The organism is Streptomyces avicenniae, assembly GCF_000719135.1.
Taxonomy (GTDB): Bacteria; Actinomycetota; Actinomycetes; order Streptomycetales; family Streptomycetaceae; genus Streptomyces; species Streptomyces avicenniae.
Genome location: NZ_JOEK01000001.1, coordinates 541,487 through 558,267 on the forward strand (window position 1 = coordinate 541,487; position 16,781 = coordinate 558,267).

A 16,781-nucleotide genomic window follows, 5' to 3' on the forward strand; every position below is an offset into this window, starting at 1 on the left:
TCCTCGGCGGGCGGGGCGTCGGTGGGCCTCGCGCCGGATCTCGGGCCGCCCGGCCAGGAGACCTTCCTCCACGGCCGGTACGCCCACGACCGCCGGGTCACCGGCGGGGACGGGGGCGGGGCGGCCCACCGTACCGGCGCCGTGAGGAACGAAGGGGGCAGCCATGGAGACGACCACCACCGTCTACCGTCATCTGGCAGGGCCGTGGGGCCTGTACGTCCGACTGACCGCGGGCGCGCTGACCGGCCCGCCGCCGCCGGACGGCGTGCCCGTCACGGACCGCCTGTCGCTGCGCGTCCGGGAACCGCACGCGGTGGAGGACGACCTGGCCTTCTTGCACGAGGGGCTGCGACATGTCGCGCCCGCCGTGACGGCCGCCGCCGGAGCGGGACATGTGACGGTGACCGTCGAACGGTTCCTCTACCCCCTCACCGACCACCAGCCCGAGGCGATGGCCCTGGCCGTCCTCCAGTGGGCGGCCGAGCACTTCGGCTTCCCGGTCCCCCCGAGCACGGTCACCTTCGACCGGACGGCCAACCGTTACACCGTCACCCTGAGCTGACGTCGGCCGCCCCGAGCAGCCGCAGCCCGGGAAGCCAGTCGGTCACCACCACGACGGAGACCGGATCACCGGTGCGGGAACGCCCGAGCCAGACGGGCAAGGTCCCGTCGCCTTCGGTGAGGAAGGAGACGAGATCGCCGCTCGTCACCTCGTCCGTGGTCCGGAGGTACCCCTCGTCCAGCGTCTCCCCGGCGTCGTCGTCCTCCTCGTCGAGGTAGCGCCGGTACCTGTCCGCGAGAACGTCCCAGCCGGAGGCGTCGGCGAACGCCCCGGCGGCGCCGTCCGTGCCGAAGCCGACGATCTCATCGTCGCGCGGCAGCCGGACGTCGTCGCCCGCGGCGGTGGCCAGTTCCCACGAGACCGGCGCCTCCGGCGTGAGGAGGAGGCGGATAGCCACCTCGCTCATGCGGCGGGACCGCCTGCCCTCGTACTCCGTCTCGAAGGTGAGGACAGCGGACTGCAACGGGTGGGCGCCTGGCGGGAATTCCTGCGTCAGTTCGCGGCAGGGCTCCTCGCCTTAGGGGTCCGCGACCGCCAACCTGCCGCTCGGCAGGCGGAGCCGGGCTATCTCCCGTGGTTCCCCGACCGTCATCTCCGGCCGTATGTCCGTCGCGAGACGCGTGCCCGGTTCGAACAGCTCGCGCAGGAAGGCCGCTTCGGCGGGGCGGGGTGGCAGCCAGCGGGTGGCGGGCTCCCCGGCCGTGCAGTCCCCGCCGTCCCCGCCGTCCCCGCCGTCCTCGTGCGTCCCCGGGGCAGGCTCAGGACCTGGGGATGCGAGGGCGTGCACGCCGAACGCCGCTCTCCCGCGCCACCGGTCCTCCTCGGGCACACCGGTGGGGGCGTGCAGCTGTATACCGCGCCGACCGTCCGGCTCGACCGTCCGGAATCCGTTGTCACCGGGGAAGACATCGACCGTGGTGTGCCACACGTCGGGCGCGAACTCGGCCGCGTCCTCGTCGTCGTAGCGCCACTCCTCGGCATGGCGCAGGAACAGGCGGTCCGGCTCGATGAGACGCCAGTCCGTCTCACGAACACGACGCCCCCGCGCGTCGTATGCCCAGACGCCCACGTACAGGGCTTCCCATGCGATGAGATGCACCTCCACGGGGACGGACCGCCCGGCCGCCCGGTGGACGACCACGTACGGCTCACCCGCCGCGTCCCGCCCCTCGGCCTCTGCCCTCGACAGCGGTGTCAACGGGCGGCACGCGGACAGGTCCCAGCCTTCCGCGTACGTCACCGCTGTCACCGCCGTCACCTCGGCCGCGCTCGTCATGACGCCCCCACCCCCTGCCTGACCGGTGTGTTCCCCGATTCCTGTACTGACAGTAACCGGGACCTCTGACAATCGGCCGTCCCGGCGGGTGGCCAGGGGGGCGGAGGTTGCGAACACCCTCGCCGATCCTGACCGATCCTCATCGAGCAGCCCCACCCGGGATACCGCCACCCACCGCACGCCGCCGAGACCCGGGGGTGGAAGATGTTCATCGGCCGGTGCGAGCTCTGTGGGGGTGGCGCATGCCGAAGACCGACGGGCCGGTGGGCTATCCGCACGGGCGCCACGACGATGCGAGATCCCGGCGGAGAAAAGGGCCGTTCGCCCTCGTCCGCCGCGTCCTGATCTGCATCGGGATCGTGGCGGCGATGCCCTTCGTCGCCATCCTGGGGCTGACGGTGCTGCTCGCGCTGAGGGACCTGCTCCCGCCTCCCGAACCGGAAGGCGACCCCCTCGTACTGGTGGAGAGCCAGTTGGTGGGCACGTGGGAGGACGACGAGGGCGGTCTGCTGGTGCTCGCCGCGGACGGCATGCTCAGCGTCTCCCACGCATGCGGGTACTTCCACAACCGCTCCGCCTCGCCGGGTGACGAGGGATCCGCCTTCTCCACCGCGAGCGGTCCGGGCACCTGGGAGGTGTCCGAGAGCGCCGACACCGACGACGATCAGGCCACGGAAGTCCACCTGGAAGTCCCCGACGGCACGTTGTGGGCCGACTATCGGACATGGGGCAGCCACGCCGCGCCCGTCCTCTGGACGTACATCGGCCCGCCCGAATCCTGGCACCTCTGCATCCTGGAGAAGCGCCGACCACGGCACCTGAAGCCCCCGGCCCGGTGGGGAGACGCCGGGCCGGGGGTGTGGCCAGGGGAAGGGGTCAGTCCGTCAGCGGGAGGTAGACGCGGTTGCCCGAGTCCGCGAACTCCTGCGACTTCTTCTCCATGCCCGCCAGCGCCGCCTGCTCCTCGCCGGTCAGCCCGAGCGCGTCGCCGTAGTCGTTCCTGATGTCCTGGCTGATCTTCATCGAGCAGAACTTCGGGCCGCACATCGAGCAGAAGTGCGCCGTCTTGGCCGGTTCGGCGGGCAGCGTCTCGTCGTGGAACGCCCGTGCCGTGTCGGGATCGAGGGCCAGGTTGAACTGGTCCTCCCAGCGGAACTCGAACCGCGCGTCGGACAGCGCGTCGTCCCATGCCTGGGCGCCCGGGTGGCCCTTGGCGAGGTCGGCGGCGTGGGCGGCGATCTTGTAGGTGATGACGCCGGTCTTCACGTCGTCCCGGTTCGGGAGCCCGAGGTGCTCCTTCGGCGTGACGTAGCACAGCATCGCCGTGCCCCACCAGGCGATCATCGCCGCACCGATGCCCGACGTGATGTGGTCGTACGCCGGTGCCACGTCCGTGGTCAGGGGCCCGAGCGTGTAGAACGGCGCCTCGTCGCAGATCTCCTGCTGGAGGTCGATGTTCTCCTTGATCTTGTGCATCGGGACGTGCCCTGGGCCCTCGATCATCGTCTGGACGTCATGGGCCTTGGCGACGCGGTTCAGCTCGCCCAGCGTGCGCAGTTCGGCGAACTGCGCCTCGTCGTTCGCGTCGGCGATGGAGCCGGGGCGCAGCCCGTCACCGAGGGAGAACGTGACGTCGTACGCGCGCAGGATCTCGCACAGCTCCTCGAAGTGCGTGTAGAGGAAGCTCTCCTGGTGGTGCGCCAGGCACCAGGCGGCCATGATCGAGCCGCCGCGCGAGACGATGCCCGTCTTACGCCGTGCGGTGAGCGGCACGTATCGGAGCAGGACACCCGCGTGGACCGTCATGTAGTCCACGCCCTGCTCGGCCTGTTCGACCACCGTGTCGCGGTAGATCTCCCATGTCAGCTCCTCCGCCCTGCCGTTCACCTTCTCCAACGCCTGGTAGATCGGCACGGTTCCCACCGGTACGGGTGAATTACGCAGAATCCACTCCCGTGTCCGGTGGATGTCGCGGCCGGTCGAGAGGTCCATGATCGTGTCGGCGCCCCAGCGGGTCGCCCACGTCATCTTCTCGACCTCCTCGTCCACGGACGAGGTGACGGCGGAGTTGCCGATGTTGGCGTTGACCTTCACCAGGAAGTTCCGGCCGATGATCATCGGCTCGGACTCCGGGTGGTTGACGTTCACCGGCAGGACCGCGCGGCCCGCCGCGATCTCGTCGCGGACGAAGGCCGCCGGGCGGTTCTCCCTGAGCGCGACGTATTCCATCTCCGGGGTGATCTCCCCGCGCCTGGCGTACGCCAGTTGTGTGACGGCGGACGTCCCGTCCGCGCGGCGCTCCGCGATCCACCCGGCGCGCAGCGGCGGCAGGCCACGGCGGACGTCAGTCTCGATCTCCGGGTCGGTCCAAGGACCCGAGGTGTCGTACAGGGTGACGTCGGTCCCGTCGGTCAGGTGCACACGGCGCACCGGCACCCGCAGATCGGGGCGCGAACCGGTGAGATATCCCTTGTGCGAGCCGACGGTGGACACGTCGGACATGCGTGTGTCGTGCGAGGTCATCGGACCCACTCCCTACGCCGGCATTACCCGGTAACAGGTTCGGCGGTCGGCGCAGCCCCAGCGCCCTCTCAGCCCCGTGCTCGGAGCTCCCGCGATGTGCTTGATCAGCGGCCCCACGCTAGCCCGCGTCGGGGTGTGCTGAACAGGGCGCCGTGATTCTTACGCGATGATCTGAGCGTGAGCCGACTCGACGACGCGCCTCCCGGGCACCCGCACTCCCACGCGCACGGGCACCAGCACGGTCCCGCCGCGCCCGTCTCGGCCCGGCTGCGCAAGGTGATAGCGGCCGTGCTGATCCCCTTCGCCGCCGTGATGGCGGCGGGCCTCGTGCTGCTGTGGCCGGGGGGTACGCCGGAGCAGGACGAGCACACGGGCGTGGGCTTCGACCAGCAGACCGAGCAGGCGCGCGTGACCGAGGTCGAGGAGTCGCCGTGCGAGGACCTGGGCGTGCAGGTGCCCCGGGGCAGCGAGGGGCCGTGCGAGCGGGCGACCGTCGAGGTGACCACGGGCGAGAACGCCGGGCGTACGTTCACCGAGGTCGTGCCGCCCGACGCGACACAGCGGTACGACGTCGGCCAGGAGGTCATCGTCGCCTATGCGCCGGACGCGCCGGAGGAACTCCAGTACAGCGTGCGTGACGTGGACCGGCAGCTGCCGATCCTGCTGCTCGCGGGCATCTTCGCGCTGGCGGTCGTGGTGGTGGGGCGGCTGCGCGGGCTGCTCGCGCTGATCGGCCTCGGCGTCAGCTTCACCGTGCTGACGACGTTCATCCTGCCCGCGATCCTCCACGGCTCGAACCCGCTGGTCGTCGCGGTGATCGGCGGCAGCGTGATCATGCTCACCACGCTGTACCTGACCCACGGCATGACCGCGCGCACCTCCGTCGCCGTGCTCGGCACGCTGGTGTCGCTGCTGCTCATCGGCGCCCTGGGGTCGCTGTTCATCGGCTGGGCGCACCTGACAGGGAACACCGACGAGCAGACCGGGCTCGTGCACAGCCTCTACCCCGGCATCGAGGTCCAAGGTCTGCTGCTGGCGGGCATCCTCATCGGCTCGCTCGGCGTGCTGGACGACGTGACCGTCACGCAGACGTCGGTCGTGTGGGAGCTGAAGCAGGCCGATCCTTCGGCCGGCTGGCTCACGCTCTACCGGTCGGGGATGCGGATCGGCCGCGACCACATCGCGTCGGTGGTGAACACGCTGGTGCTGGCCTACGCGGGAGCGGCGCTGCCGCTGCTGCTGCTGTTCATGATCGCGCGCAGCAGCGTCAGCAGCGTCGCGTTCAGCGAGCTGGTGTCCGAGGAGATCGTGCGGACCCTGGTCGGGTCGATCGGCCTGGTGGCGTCGGTGCCGGTGACGACGCTGCTCGCGGCGCTCGTCGTGACCGCGGACCGGCCGCCGCGCGCACCGGCGGCGTTGCCCGCCCAGGCGGCCGGTACGGAACCCGGCGCGCCCTCCGTGCCGCTCGCGGGGACGGCTACCAGCCGCCACCGGAGGAGGAGGAAGAAGAGGTGATCTTCCGGACGACGAAGATCAGGATCGCCACCAGCGCGGCGAACAGCAGGACGCGGAACAGCACGCTGACGACCCAGGTGATCACCGTGAGCAGGATGCTGCCGAACACCACCAGGGCGAGGGCGGGGATGGCTATCCACCGCACCCACCAGGGCAGGGTCTTGAACGCTTCCTTCATGGTCCGGGGCTCCTGTTCGACAGCGTCGGTATCGGTTCGTGCGCGCTCCGACGTCTCCGAGCTTAGATCCGCCCGGCGGCAGGTGGGAGGCCGGGAAGCCCCCGTCTGCCCCTGACCGTCCCCTGACGCGACCCTGAGAGCCGCGGCGCCGCCGCGGCCCGGGGAGGTACGGCCCCGCCTCAGCTGCCCTCGGGCGGCGAGAAGATCACCATGACGCGGAGGTCCTCGGTGATGTGGTGGAAGCGGGCCTGCACCCCGGCCGGGACGAACACGACGCTGCCGCGCGCGACGGTCGTCGTCTCCTCCCCGACCGTGAGGGAGCCCCGGCCGCTGACGACGAAGTTCATGACGTCCTGGCGCTGCGGGCGCTGGCCGTCCTGCTGGCCGACGTCGAGGGCGTAGAGTCCGGCCGACATGGTGCGTTCGGTGAGGAACCGGAGATAGGCCCCGTCGTGCGCCGTCCGCTCCGCCTCCAGCTGATCCAGCCGGAATTCCTTCATCGCTCCGCCAACCCCTTGCGCCGACCGTGCCATCTGTAACGATCTCTGTATGACAAGCATTCTGTTCCGATTCATAGCCAACGCGGTAGCCCTGGCCGTGGCGGTCTGGCTGGTGGACGGCATCACCCTCGGTGAGAGCGACGCCGACACCGGCAGTCAGACCGTCACCCTGCTCGTCGTCGCGCTGATCTTCGGCGTGGTCAACGTGATCGTCAAGCCCATCGTCAAGTTCTTCTCACTTCCGCTGCTCATCGTGACGCTGGGGCTGTTCACCTTGGTGATCAACGCCCTGATGCTGCTGCTGACGAGCTGGATCGCCGGTGACGACCGCTTCGAGGTGGGCGGCTTCGGCGCCGCGTTCCTCGGCGGCCTGATCATCTCGATCGTGTCGTGGGCCGTGAACATGGTTCTCGACCGGGACAAGGACTGATCCATGAACGGGACGGCTCCCCGCCGCGTCTGCATGGTCTGCTCGGGCAACATCTGCCGCTCGCCGATGGCCGAGGTCGTGCTGCGCGCACGGCTCGCCGAGGCGGGCGAGGGGGACCGGTTCGTGGTGGACAGCGCGGGGACCGGCGACTGGCACGCGGGCGACCACGCCGACCCGCGCACCACGGACGCGCTGCTCGCGGCGGGGTACGACACCGCGCCGGACGCGCATGTCGCGCGGGCCTTCGCGCGGGACTGGTTCGCGCGCTACGACGTGGTCGTCGCCATGGACCGTGGCCATGAACGCGCCCTGCGCGCCCTCGCCGCGACACCGGAGGAGCGGGCGAAGGTGAAGCTGCTGCGCACCTTCACCACCGGGCCCGGCGCGGCGGCCCCCGGCGCCGCGCGTACCGGTGACCTCGACGTGCCCGATCCGTACTACGGCGACGACTCCGACTTCGCCGACTCGCTCCGGATCATCGAGGAGGCGATGCCGGGCCTGGCCGCCTGGCTCGTCGAGACCGACGCCGGGCACCGGTGAACACCGCCGCCCTCGCCTCCCGTGCGGGGCGGCTGCTGGACGGCACGGTCACCGCCGTCCGGCCCCTGACCGGCGGCGACATCTCCGACGCCCACCGGATCGACCTGGCCGACGGCCGCACCGTCTTCGCCAAGACGCTCGCCGACGCGCCTCCGCGCTTCTTCGCCGCGGAGGCGGCCGGGCTCGCCCTCCTGCGCGGCACGGGGACGGTCGCCGTCCCGGACGTGCTGGCCACCGGCGGTCCGGACGACCCCGGGATCATCCTGCTGGAATGGCTGGAACCCGCCGCCCCCGACCGTGCGCAGGCCGAGCGGCTGGGCCGGGACCTGGCCGCCCTGCACCACACCCCCGCCGCGCGGTACGGCACGGACGGCCCGCTCTTCCTGGGGCGCGTTCCGCAGACGGGTTCCGCCGCCCCCGGGGACACACCGGGCGATTGGGCGATGTTTCACGTGGAACATCGCCTTCTGCCCCTTCTGCGGCAGGCGGCCGACCTCGGCCGGGTCGCCCCGGCCGACGCCCGCGCCGTCGAACGGCTCTGCAACCGCATCGGCGAGATCGCCGGGCCGCCGCAGCCGCCCGCCGTCATCCACGGCGACCTCTGGTCGGGCAATGTCCAGTGGTCGCCGGACGGCCGTCCGCGGCTCATCGACCCCGCCGCACAGGGCGGCCACCCCGAGACGGATCTCGCGCTGCTCGATCTCTTCGGCTGCCCGCACCTCGACGCGCTGCTCGCCGCCTACGCGGAGACCCGGCCGGTGCCCGGCCGCGCCGCCCGGGTGCCGTTGCACCAGCTCCAGCATCTCCTCGTCCACGCCGTGCTGTTCGGCGGACCGTACGGGCGGGAGTCGGGGGCGGCGGCACGCGCGGCGCTCGCCGCCGCGTGACGCCCCTCCCCCTGACCCCGGACCCCCTGCCGCCGGGTCGGTACCGGCTCCTCGGCCGCGCGTGAAGGCGACCTCTTACGCTGGTCGGGCACAGGGCGGGCCGAGCGGGCGCGCCAGGGACGGACAGCACCAGGAGCGCCCATGACCGGAGAAGGAACCCGCGCCGTACAGGCGGGCGTGCCCACGCCGGAGCCGTACGAGCCGCCCGTCCCCGGTCCGGTCTTCGCCGCCCACTTCCACCTCCCCGGCGACCCGGCCGCGGCCCCCTACGCCTACGGCCGTCAGGGCAACCCCACCTGGACCGCGCTCGAAGCGGCCGTCGCCGAGCTGGAATCGCCCGGCCAGGAGGCACACGCCGTCGTCTTCTCCTCCGGCATGGCGGCCATCTCCGCCGTGCTGCTCGGCCTCTCCGGGCCGGGCGACACCGTCGTCCTGCCCGACGACGGCTACCAGCTGCTGCCCCGCGTGCGGGCACGCCTGGAGGGCTTCGGCGTCACCGTCCGCACCGCGCCGACCGGCGGCGACGCCCAGCTCGGTGCCCTCGACGACGCCACGCGCCTGCTGTGGCTGGAGACGCCCGCCAACCCGGGGCTCGACGTCTGCGACATCCGCCGCCTCGCCGACGCCGCCCACGCGCGTGGCGCGCTCGTCGCCGTGGACAACACCCTCGCCACCCCGCTCGGTCAGCGACCGCTCGACCTCGGGGCCGATCTGAGCGTCGCCAGCGGCACCAAGGCGCTCAACGGCCACGGCGACGTCCTCCTCGGGTACGTCGTGACCCGCGATCCCGAGCTGGCCGCCCGCGTCCGCGCCTGGCGGACCGAGGTCGGCGCGATCATCGGCCCGATGGAAGCCTGGCTGGCGCACCGCGGCATCGCCACGCTGCACCTGCGCGTCGCACGGCAGGACGCCAACGCCCTCGCCGTCGCCCGCGCGCTGCGCGACCGTCCCGAGGTCACCGGGCTGCGCTACCCGGGTCTGCCCGAGGACCCCTCGCACGCCCTGGCGGCGCGGCAGATGCGGCACTTCGGCTGCGTCGTGTCGTTCACCCTGCCCGACCGGGAGTTCGCCGACCGGTTCCTCGGGGCGCTGCGGCTCGTCGGGGACGCGACGAGCTTCGGCGGTGTCCGTTCGATCGCGGAGCGCCGGGGTCGCTGGGGCGGCGACCAGGTGCCGGAGGGCTTCATCCGCCTCTCGGTGGGCGTCGAGGACGCCGACGACCTGATCGCCGACCTTCTCGCCGCGCTCGACACGGCGTCCCGCTGACCTGTCCCCCGTGGCCGGTCGCCGCGGGCGGCACCGCCCCGGTGGACGGGAGGTTTCGCCGGGGTGCGCGCGGGCGACAAGTCTTCCATGGCTTCTGCACGTCCCGTTGTCAAGCGCACCGCGCGGGCCATCCTGCTCGACGACACCGACCCGACCGGCCCGCTGCAACTGGTGCTCATCAAGCGCACCAAGCCCGGGCGCGCCCCGTACTGGATCACGCCGGGCGGTGGCGTCGAGCCGTGCGACGCCACGGTCGTCGAGGCGCTGCACCGCGAGGTGGACGAGGAACTGGGCGCGAAGGTCACCGACGTGGTGCCCGCCTTCGTGGACACCGTGCCGCACCTGCCGGAGCCGGGCGAGGACGTGCCGCCCGGCGGTCTCAAGGTGCAGCACTTCTTCGTCTGCCGTCTCGCCTCGATGGACCCGGAGCTGCGGCACGGCCCCGAGGTGGACGAGCCGCGCGGGACGTACGAGATCGTGCGGCTGCCGTTCACCCCGCGCGGCCTCGTGTCGGCCGACATCGTGCCCGCCTCGCTCGCCGCCTACCTGATCCGCAACATCGCGGGCATCCGGGCGCTGCTGGCCCCCGATCTCGGCTGAGCGCCGCCTCAGCCGCCGCCCGAGCCGAACCAGTCACCGCCGTCCGCACCCGTGGCGGCCCGCTGCGCCCGCTCCAGCGCGCGCCTGGCCTCCTCGCGCCAGGCCGCCGCGGACGGGACCGGCTGTGACGGCGGGGTCGGCTGCGGCGGTCGTGGCTGCTGCGGCGGCCTCGCGGCGGGCAGCAGCGCGTGCTGCGCGGGACGGCCGCCCAACTCACGCGCACGCCGCACCTGGGCGTCCCGCGCGGCGCCGAAGAAGTCCCCGCCCTTGCGCTTGACGTCGTCCGTGCCCCACTCGCGGGCCGTGCGCCGGTCCACCTTCACCAGATGCGGGATGTGCTTGGCGCAGTGGACGTACGCCTCCTCGACGTCCACCCGCACCCACACCTCGGCGCGGCGGCCAGGCAGCGGGTCGGCGGGCAGGTCGGGGTGCTGGGCGCGCAGCTCGGCGTCCGTGACGATGCGGGCGCGGCCGTTGATGTGCAGGCCGATGCGGGAGTGCTGGAAGTCCATCAGCAGCAGGCCCGCGTGCGGGTTCTCCGAGATGTTGCCGAGCGAGGCGTGCACCCCGTTCCCCCGGTACTCGGGGAACGCGAGGGCGTCCGGCGCCAGGACGTGCAGGAATCCTGGCGGCCCCGCGCGGAAAGTGTTGTCGCACTCGCCGTGCCGGTCAGCAGTCGCGAGGAAGAACATCTCCTGGCGCGCGACGAACTCCCGCATCCGGTCGTTCAGATGGTCCAGGACCCGGTCGTCGTAGAACCGCTGCGCGCGGTCCTCGCTGCCCATCGCCCGCTGCACGGCGTGCTCCCCGTCGCTGCCCGGACGGCCCTGGGGAGCGATCCGGCGGGGCAGCGGCGGCGCGGGAGGCAGCGCGGGCGGTACCGGGAAGGACGACGCCGTCAGCGCGGGCGGCCCGGACGGCGGCGCCGGAGGAACCGGCGGCGTGGACGGTACGGAGGGTGCGGGCGGGGCGCCGCGCCGCACGGGCAGCAGCCGTCCCCCTCGGTGACGCCCCCTGGTCCCGCCGGACCCGGCCCCTGAAATGCCTGCCATGCCCCCACACACCTCTTCCGCTGCGGTCGCCTACTGCGACGATCCCACCAGGGTGCCCATGAAGTCGTGCCGTATCCGATCGGCGGGAATGCCCGCCGAGACCATCGCCGCGACGCTCTTGCGGATCATCTGCGGCGGACCGGAGAGATACCCGTCGCTCTCCCGCCACGGCCCGAACTGCGCGACGGCCTCCGGCAGCAGGCCGGGCATGCCGCGCGTCGCGAACTCGGCGACCACGGGGCGCACCGACAGCCAGGGCAGGCGCCGCTCCAGGTCGAGGAAGGAGTCGAGGTCGTACAGCTCCGTGTCGCGGTTGGCCCCGAAGAAGACGTCCACCGGGCGCCGCCCGCCGTGCGCGGCGACGTCCTCGACCAGCGCCTTGATGGGGGCTATGCCGGTGCTGCCGCCGACGCAGACCAGGCCGCGCGACGAGGCGTGGTCGATCGTCATCGAGCCGGCCGGTGGGCCGATCCTGATGATGTCGCCGCGCCGCGCGCGGTGGACGACCGCGCGGGAGACCCAGCCCGCGGGGACCGACTTGACGTGCAGCGAGAGCAGGCCGTCGGGCCGCGGTGACGACGCGAAGGAGTAGTACCGCCAGACGCGCGGCCACCACGGTGTCTCGATGGCCGCGTACTGCCCGGCGCGGTACGGGTACGGCTGGTCGGGGCGCAGCGTCACGACGGCGACGTCGTGCGTCCTGCGCTCGTGGGAGACGATCTCGGCGTACCAGAACGGCGGGGCGCGCAGTTCGTCATCGGCCGCCGCGTCGATCATGACCTGGGAGATGGTGGTGTAGGCGCGGACCCAGGCGGCCTCGGCGTCGGGGCCCCAGGCGCTGCCCGCGTACCGTTCCAGCGCGGCCATCAGGCATTCGCCGACGAGCGGGTAGTGCTCCGCGCGGGTGCCGTACTTGCGGTGGCCGCGGCCCAGGTTGACCAGGTACTCCGTCAGGACGGCCGAGTCGTCGATGTGTTCCGCCGCGACGAGCAGCGCGCCGAAGAGGCGGTCGCGCTGGGCGTCCATGGCGGCGGGGAACAACTCGCGCAGCGCGGGGGCCTGGACGAAGAGGAGCGCGTAGAAGTACGACGTGGCCTTGTCCGCCACGGGCTCTATCTCCGCGAGTGTCCGGCGGATGACCAGCGCGTCGTGCGACGGCGGCCTGCTGTCCGGCCCGTGCCCATTTCCGGTGGTGGTGCTGGTGGCGCCGTCACCGGCCGATATCGCGGTCATGACCCTGCCTCGCCTCGATCAACTCCTGGTGGCACAGCGTGGCAGCGTGCTCACCGGGAGCGGGTGGTGAACCGGAAACCCCGGCCCTCACGCCCCCCGCATCTCATAAACTGAACGGCTTCCCACCGCCTGGATGCGGTCCGACCCTACCGTTATACGGCTGAGACTCAACCCCCTGGCGGTAACGTGCCTTTCGTTCCTTTTCAGCCTTTCCGCTGAATTTCTGCCGTGTCGCATTCCTAGACTGCCGCCATGGATATCACCCTGCGGCCGGCCACTGCCACGGACGTCCCCGACATCGTCGCCATGCTCGCCGACGACATCCTCGGTTCCGGCCGCGAGAATCCGGCGGAACTCGCCCCTTACGAGGCGGCGTTCGCACGTATCGACGCGGACCCGTCGCAGCACCTCCTCGTCGCCGAGCGGGACGGCCGCACGGTCGGCACGCTGCAACTGGCCATCCTGTACGGCCTGTCACGGCAGGGCTCCCCACGTGCGCTGATCGAGGCCGTACGGGTGCGCGCCGACGCGCGGGGCGCCGGGATCGGGAGCGAGCTGATCCGGCTCGCCGTCGAGGAGGCGCGGCGTCAGGGATGCGCTCTCGTGCAGCTGACGTCCGACCGGACGCGTACCGGCGCCCACCGTTTCTACGAACGGCTCGGCTTTCGCCCGACACATGTCGGTTACAAACTGACGCTGTGATACTTCTCGCAATCTCCCGATCTGACGGGTCGTGTGATCAACGCCACCCGGCGGGATCCGCTCCACCGGGCAGCGGCGCGGCCGGATCGTACGGTTCCCTGGTGAAGACGAACGTGCCCAGATCGAGGTGGCTGACCCGGCCGTCGGGGTGGTGGACGGCGCGCAGCGTCTCGCCCGCGTAATAACCGTCGAGGCCCGTCCAGGTGCGCCCGTCGGCGCCGTCAGGGCGGAACGCCGAGCGGCGGCCCGCCCCGCCCGCCGGTCCGAGCGTGACCTTGCGGCCCGCCGCGAGACGCAGCGCGTACGGCGTGGTGCCCCAGTACCAGGTGCCGGTGAGCGCGAGAAGCGCCGGATCGGCGTCGGCGGCGCTCAGGGGCCGCCAAGGCTCGGGGAACGCGGGCTCCAGGTCGGCGGCGAGCGCCAGCAGGTCGGTGGCGAGGGCCGTGACGGGCGGCCCCGAGGTGGCGTTGGCCAGCGTGACGGCCGCGATCCGTTCGTCGGGGCACGTCACGACGCTCGCCAGGAAGCCGGGCATCGAGCCGCCGTGCCCCGCCAGCAGCCGCCCGCCGCGCCGGAACAGCTGGAGGCCGAGGCCGTACGACGTGTCCCAGTCCGCCACTTCGGGCGGCGCGGCCGGGGCGCGCATCTCCGCCAGGGTCTCCGGCGCGAGGACCGCCGTGTCCGCCCGCTGCCCCGTCAGGAAGGCGGCGAACGACGCCAGGTCCCCGACCGTGGACCACAACTGCCCGGCGGGCGCCATGCGGCCGGTGTCCACGGCGGGCTCCGGCTGCCGGACGTCGGCGTACGGGTGGACGGCCCAGCCCTGCGCGTGCGGGGCCTGCGGCTGCGGGGACGTACGGCTCATGCCGAGCGGCTCCAGCACCTCCTCCCGCAGCACCTCGGCCCAGGGCGCGCCGCGCAGTTCCTCCACCAGGGCGCCGAGGACGGCGTAGCCGGGATTGGAGTAGTGGAAGCGGCGCCCCTCCGGATGTTTGTGCGGGTCGGCGCCGAAGACGTCGGCCAGCCGCGGGCGCAGCTCGCCCGGCGTCCGCTCCCACCACGGCCCGCGCGCCTCGGCGGCCAGGCCGGACGTGTGGGACAGCAGCTGCGCCACGGTGGCCCCGGGGGCGTGGGGCGCGGGCAGGTGGGCGTCGATCCGGTCACCGAGGTCGAGCAGCCCCTCGTCGCGCAGCCGCAGGACGGCGACGGCGGTCAGCGTTTTCGTGAGGGACCCGATCCGGTACTGCACGGTCGTGGGGTCCGCGTCCTCCGGCAGCTCGCCGCGCGCGCCGGACCAGACGAGGCGTCCGTCCCGCACCAGCCCGGCGAGCAGGGAGGGCGTACGGCCGCCGGACTGGGCGGTGGCGAGCCGGTGGTCGAGGGCCCGGCGGGTGGCGGGAAGGGGGACGTCGGCGCCGGGCGTGGAGGATTCCGTCATGGGCCCCATGCCTACCGGTCCCGCGCGCCGGACGCCACACCCGCCGCCGCGCGCCGTGCGGCCGGTCCGCGCGCCCCACGTGTGACGGAGCACTCGCACAAACGGCTCGCCACCGCGCCCGTGGATCGGGGAGGCTGGTCGGGTGACGACGACCGCACCGCCCGACTCGACCCCTCTCGATCCGGACGCGCTGCCGATCCGGCGCCTCGGATTCGCCGACCTCGACGCCTGTCTCGACCTGGCCGAGAGCCGTGGGTGGTCCCGCGAGGCGCACCGCTGGCGGCTGTTGCTCGTCGCAGGGCAGGGCTACGGGATCGACGCCCCGCCGGACGACCCGGCGGGCGGGCTGATCGCGGCGGTCGTCTCGACGCCGTACACGGACGCCTACCGCTGCCTGGGCATGGTCGTCACGGCGGAGCGGTACGGGCGGCGCGGACTGGCGCGGCGGGTGGTGCGGCACGCCGTCGCCGAGGCCGGTGGGCTGCCCGTCTTCCTGACCGCGACGCCGCAGGGCAGGCCGGTGTACGCGCGGCTCGGCTTCCGCACCGTCGGGACGACCACCACGCTCCTCGGCCACTTCACCGGCGCGCGGCCCGCCCCCGCGCCCGAGGCGGCGGGCGTACGCTCGGCCGCCGCGGCGGACCTGCCGGGCATCCTCGCCTTCGACCTGCCCGCCTTCGGCACCGACAGGACGGAGTTGCTGACGCGGCTGCCGTCCTTCGCCGACCAGTTCCTCGTCGCCGAGGCGGACGGGCGGCTCACCGGCTTCGCGGCGGCGTGGCCCCAGCCGGGCGCGACGGTCGTCGGCCCGGTCGTCGCGCGCGACGTGGCGACGGCGCAGGCGCTGGTCGCCCGGCTCGCCGAGGGCGCGCCCGCCGGGCCGCCGCTGCGCTACGACCTGGACGCGCGCCACCCGGAGATGGGCGACTGGCTCGCGGCCAACGGGCTCACCGGGGACACCGTCTGCGATCTCATGATCCTCGGCGCCCCCGACATCCCCGGCGACATCACCCGGCGCTTCGCGCCCTACTCGGTCGCGCTGGGCTGACGGCGCGGAGGATCTGGGGGAACGTCAGGCGCGGTGTCACGTATCACCGTTGGCTACCAGACGGGGCGCAGCGGGGGCGGCGTCTCCCCGGCCAGTTCCCGTACGAGCGCGGCGAGCCCGTCCCGCAGGCGCTGCATCGCGGCCGGGCCGCCGAGGTGGGCCGCCAGTTCGTCCTCGAGACCGTGCAGCACGTCCCCTGCGACGGCGAGGTGCCGGTGCGCGGCGTCGGTCAGGACGACGAGCTTGCGCCGCCCGCCCGCGGGGTGCGGTTCTCGCCGGACGTAGCCGCGGCGTTCGAGGTCGTCCACGAGCTGGCCAGCGGCCTGCTTGGTGATGCCGAGCCGCTGCGCCAGCTCGCTGCCGGTGGCGCCGTGCGGGCCGAGTGCCTGGAACGTGAGGCCGTGCGCGGGGCGCAGGCCGCCCTCGCCCTCGGCGGTGAGGCGCGCGGTGAACTCGGTGACGAGCGACTGGAAGCCGAGGCCGAGGAGCAGCAGCAGCTCCAGGTCGCGCAGCGGGTCGTGGTCGTGGTCGTGCGGCACGGGTCCATGGTGACACATGTGAGTAAAGCTGCTTTACTCGTGCGATGAGTAAGGCGACTTTACTCGCCTGTCGTGTCCCGGTCCCGGAGGTCCTCCCATGCATGTCGTCACTCCCGCCCCCGTCGATGTCATCACCACGCCCAACGCCGTCATGACCCGCCGCGCCACCCCCGCGCACGGCGCGGGCGAGACGGCCGTCTGGACCGCCCGGATGGCGGCCGGGGCCCAGGGGCCCGTGCACCAGGTCGATCGTGAGCAGATCTGGTGTGTCCTGACCGGATCGATCACCGTCACGACCGATGCGGGAGAGGAACGGGCCGTTCTGGGCCAGACCGTCGTCCTGCCGCCCGGCGAGGACCGGCGGATCACCGCCGGGGAGCAGGGGGCCGAGCTGCTCGTCTGCATGCCGGTGGCGGGCCGCGTCTCGACGCCCGACGACCCGCGGCTGCGCCCCCTGCCCTGGGCCGCGTGAGGCGACGGCCCTCGGCGGAG

The 16,781-nt window shown here is 72.9% G+C and carries 19 protein-coding genes; 10 read left to right on the forward strand and 9 right to left on the reverse strand.

Annotated elements, in window-relative coordinates:
- Positions 1-163: 163 nt before the first annotated feature.
- Positions 164-562: a hypothetical protein gene (locus tag IF27_RS02520; protein ID WP_052847547.1), complete on the forward strand. Its 399-nt coding sequence runs from the start codon at positions 164-166 to the stop codon at positions 560-562.
- Here the strand turns inward: IF27_RS02520 and IF27_RS02525 are convergent.
- The 3 genes from IF27_RS02525 to thiC form a co-directional block, all read right to left on the reverse strand.
- Complete coding sequence (locus IF27_RS02525) at positions 549-1,058, reverse strand: DUF4241 domain-containing protein (RefSeq protein ID WP_110945453.1); 510 nt, start codon at positions 1,056-1,058, stop codon at positions 549-551. The two genes, IF27_RS02520 and IF27_RS02525, sit on opposite strands and share 14 nt — an antisense overlap.
- Before the next feature lie 21 nt (positions 1,059-1,079).
- Positions 1,080-1,838 (reverse strand): hypothetical protein, encoded by a 759-nt coding sequence (locus IF27_RS02530; RefSeq protein ID WP_052847549.1) that lies wholly within the window; start codon positions 1,836-1,838, stop codon positions 1,080-1,082.
- A gap of 876 nt (positions 1,839-2,714) precedes the next feature.
- Positions 2,715-4,361, reverse strand: coding sequence for a phosphomethylpyrimidine synthase ThiC (gene thiC, locus IF27_RS02540; protein WP_052847551.1), 1,647 nt, complete (start codon positions 4,359-4,361; stop codon positions 2,715-2,717).
- Between the two features lie 177 nt (positions 4,362-4,538).
- On the opposite strand from thiC, the gene IF27_RS02545 reads away from it, so the two are divergent.
- On the forward strand, positions 4,539-5,876 hold the full coding sequence (locus tag IF27_RS02545; protein ID WP_052847552.1) for a YibE/F family protein: 1,338 nt from the start codon (positions 4,539-4,541) through the stop codon (positions 5,874-5,876).
- On the opposite strand, the gene IF27_RS02550 is transcribed toward IF27_RS02545, so the two are convergent.
- Both IF27_RS02550 and IF27_RS02555 read right to left on the reverse strand, forming a co-directional pair.
- Complete coding sequence (locus IF27_RS02550; RefSeq protein ID WP_052847553.1) at positions 5,839-6,054, reverse strand: DUF5326 family protein; 216 nt, start codon at positions 6,052-6,054, stop codon at positions 5,839-5,841. The two genes, IF27_RS02545 and IF27_RS02550, sit on opposite strands and share 38 nt — an antisense overlap.
- A gap of 179 nt (positions 6,055-6,233) precedes the next feature.
- Positions 6,234-6,554: a cupin domain-containing protein gene (locus IF27_RS02555; RefSeq protein WP_052847554.1), complete on the reverse strand. Its 321-nt coding sequence runs from the start codon at positions 6,552-6,554 to the stop codon at positions 6,234-6,236.
- A gap of 49 nt (positions 6,555-6,603) precedes the next feature.
- Here IF27_RS02555 and IF27_RS02560 point away from each other — a divergent pair, with 49 nt between their 5' ends.
- The 5 genes from IF27_RS02560 to IF27_RS02580 all read left to right on the forward strand — a co-directional run bounded on the left by IF27_RS02560 (position 6,604) and on the right by IF27_RS02580 (position 10,277).
- The gene (locus tag IF27_RS02560) at positions 6,604-6,984 is read left to right on the forward strand and encodes a phage holin family protein (RefSeq protein ID WP_052847555.1); all 381 of its coding nucleotides are present in this window, start codon (positions 6,604-6,606) and stop codon (positions 6,982-6,984) included.
- 3 nt (positions 6,985-6,987) lie between these two features.
- Positions 6,988-7,524 carry a low molecular weight protein-tyrosine-phosphatase gene (locus IF27_RS02565; protein WP_052847556.1) on the forward strand — a complete coding sequence of 179 codons (537 nt, stop codon included), beginning with the start codon at positions 6,988-6,990 and terminating at the stop codon, positions 7,522-7,524.
- A complete protein-coding gene (locus IF27_RS02570) occupies positions 7,521-8,411 on the forward strand; it encodes a fructosamine kinase family protein (protein ID WP_052847557.1) in 891 nt (296 codons plus the stop codon). Before IF27_RS02565 ends, IF27_RS02570 begins: the two co-directional genes overlap by 4 nt.
- Before the next feature lie 141 nt (positions 8,412-8,552).
- Positions 8,553-9,677 carry a cystathionine gamma-lyase gene (locus IF27_RS02575; RefSeq protein ID WP_052847558.1) on the forward strand — a complete coding sequence of 375 codons (1,125 nt, stop codon included), beginning with the start codon at positions 8,553-8,555 and terminating at the stop codon, positions 9,675-9,677.
- Positions 9,678-9,764: 87 nt separating this feature from the next.
- Positions 9,765-10,277: an NUDIX domain-containing protein gene (locus IF27_RS02580; RefSeq protein ID WP_052847910.1), complete on the forward strand. Its 513-nt coding sequence runs from the start codon at positions 9,765-9,767 to the stop codon at positions 10,275-10,277.
- Positions 10,278-10,285: 8 nt separating this feature from the next.
- On the opposite strand, the gene IF27_RS02585 is transcribed toward IF27_RS02580, so the two are convergent.
- Together IF27_RS02585 and IF27_RS02590 are read right to left on the reverse strand one after the other, a co-directional pair.
- On the reverse strand, positions 10,286-11,329 hold the full coding sequence (locus IF27_RS02585) for a pyridoxamine 5'-phosphate oxidase family protein (protein WP_420821967.1): 1,044 nt from the start codon (positions 11,327-11,329) through the stop codon (positions 10,286-10,288).
- A 30-nt stretch (positions 11,330-11,359) separates the two neighbouring features.
- Complete coding sequence (locus IF27_RS02590) at positions 11,360-12,562, reverse strand: globin domain-containing protein (RefSeq protein ID WP_110945455.1); 1,203 nt, start codon at positions 12,560-12,562, stop codon at positions 11,360-11,362.
- A 252-nt stretch (positions 12,563-12,814) separates the two neighbouring features.
- Between IF27_RS02590 and IF27_RS02600 the strand changes: the two genes are divergently transcribed.
- Positions 12,815-13,264 carry a GNAT family N-acetyltransferase gene (locus IF27_RS02600; RefSeq protein WP_052847562.1) on the forward strand — a complete coding sequence of 150 codons (450 nt, stop codon included), beginning with the start codon at positions 12,815-12,817 and terminating at the stop codon, positions 13,262-13,264.
- Between the two features lie 37 nt (positions 13,265-13,301).
- On the opposite strand, the gene IF27_RS02605 is transcribed toward IF27_RS02600, so the two are convergent.
- Positions 13,302-14,702 (reverse strand): serine hydrolase domain-containing protein, encoded by a 1,401-nt coding sequence (locus IF27_RS02605; RefSeq protein ID WP_052847911.1) that lies wholly within the window; start codon positions 14,700-14,702, stop codon positions 13,302-13,304.
- A 142-nt stretch (positions 14,703-14,844) separates the two neighbouring features.
- Between IF27_RS02605 and IF27_RS02610 the strand changes: the two genes are divergently transcribed.
- Positions 14,845-15,750, forward strand: coding sequence for a GNAT family N-acetyltransferase (locus IF27_RS02610; RefSeq protein WP_052847563.1), 906 nt, complete (start codon positions 14,845-14,847; stop codon positions 15,748-15,750).
- Between the two features lie 53 nt (positions 15,751-15,803).
- Here IF27_RS02610 and IF27_RS02615 read toward each other — a convergent pair whose 3' ends face one another.
- Positions 15,804-16,289 (reverse strand): MarR family winged helix-turn-helix transcriptional regulator, encoded by a 486-nt coding sequence (locus IF27_RS02615; RefSeq protein ID WP_223290883.1) that lies wholly within the window; start codon positions 16,287-16,289, stop codon positions 15,804-15,806.
- Positions 16,290-16,386: 97 nt separating this feature from the next.
- On the opposite strand from IF27_RS02615, the gene IF27_RS02620 reads away from it, so the two are divergent.
- Positions 16,387-16,761, forward strand: a complete 375-nt coding sequence (locus IF27_RS02620; protein ID WP_052847565.1) for a cupin domain-containing protein — start codon at positions 16,387-16,389, stop codon at positions 16,759-16,761.
- The last annotated feature ends 20 nt before the right edge of the window (positions 16,762-16,781 follow it).

Coding starts and splice junctions, on each gene's coding strand:
- IF27_RS02550 (WP_052847553.1), bottom strand. CDS start 6,054: ATGAAGGAAGCGTTCAAGACCCTGCCCTGGTGGGTGCGGTGGATAGCC.
- IF27_RS02605 (WP_052847911.1), bottom strand. CDS start 14,702: ATGACGGAATCCTCCACGCCCGGCGCCGACGTCCCCCTTCCCGCCACC.
- IF27_RS02565 (WP_052847556.1), top strand. CDS start 6,988: ATGAACGGGACGGCTCCCCGCCGCGTCTGCATGGTCTGCTCGGGCAAC.
- IF27_RS02620 (WP_052847565.1), top strand. CDS start 16,387: ATGCATGTCGTCACTCCCGCCCCCGTCGATGTCATCACCACGCCCAAC.
- IF27_RS02590 (WP_110945455.1), bottom strand. CDS start 12,562: ATGACCGCGATATCGGCCGGTGACGGCGCCACCAGCACCACCACCGGA.
- IF27_RS02555 (WP_052847554.1), bottom strand. CDS start 6,554: ATGAAGGAATTCCGGCTGGATCAGCTGGAGGCGGAGCGGACGGCGCAC.
- IF27_RS02530 (WP_052847549.1), bottom strand. CDS start 1,838: ATGACGAGCGCGGCCGAGGTGACGGCGGTGACAGCGGTGACGTACGCG.
- IF27_RS02600 (WP_052847562.1), top strand. CDS start 12,815: ATGGATATCACCCTGCGGCCGGCCACTGCCACGGACGTCCCCGACATC.
- IF27_RS02520 (WP_052847547.1), top strand. CDS start 164: ATGGAGACGACCACCACCGTCTACCGTCATCTGGCAGGGCCGTGGGGC.
- IF27_RS02560 (WP_052847555.1), top strand. CDS start 6,604: ATGACAAGCATTCTGTTCCGATTCATAGCCAACGCGGTAGCCCTGGCC.
- IF27_RS02580 (WP_052847910.1), top strand. CDS start 9,765: ATGGCTTCTGCACGTCCCGTTGTCAAGCGCACCGCGCGGGCCATCCTG.
- thiC (WP_052847551.1), bottom strand. CDS start 4,361: ATGACCTCGCACGACACACGCATGTCCGACGTGTCCACCGTCGGCTCG.
- IF27_RS02575 (WP_052847558.1), top strand. CDS start 8,553: ATGACCGGAGAAGGAACCCGCGCCGTACAGGCGGGCGTGCCCACGCCG.
- IF27_RS02585 (WP_420821967.1), bottom strand. CDS start 11,329: ATGGCAGGCATTTCAGGGGCCGGGTCCGGCGGGACCAGGGGGCGTCAC.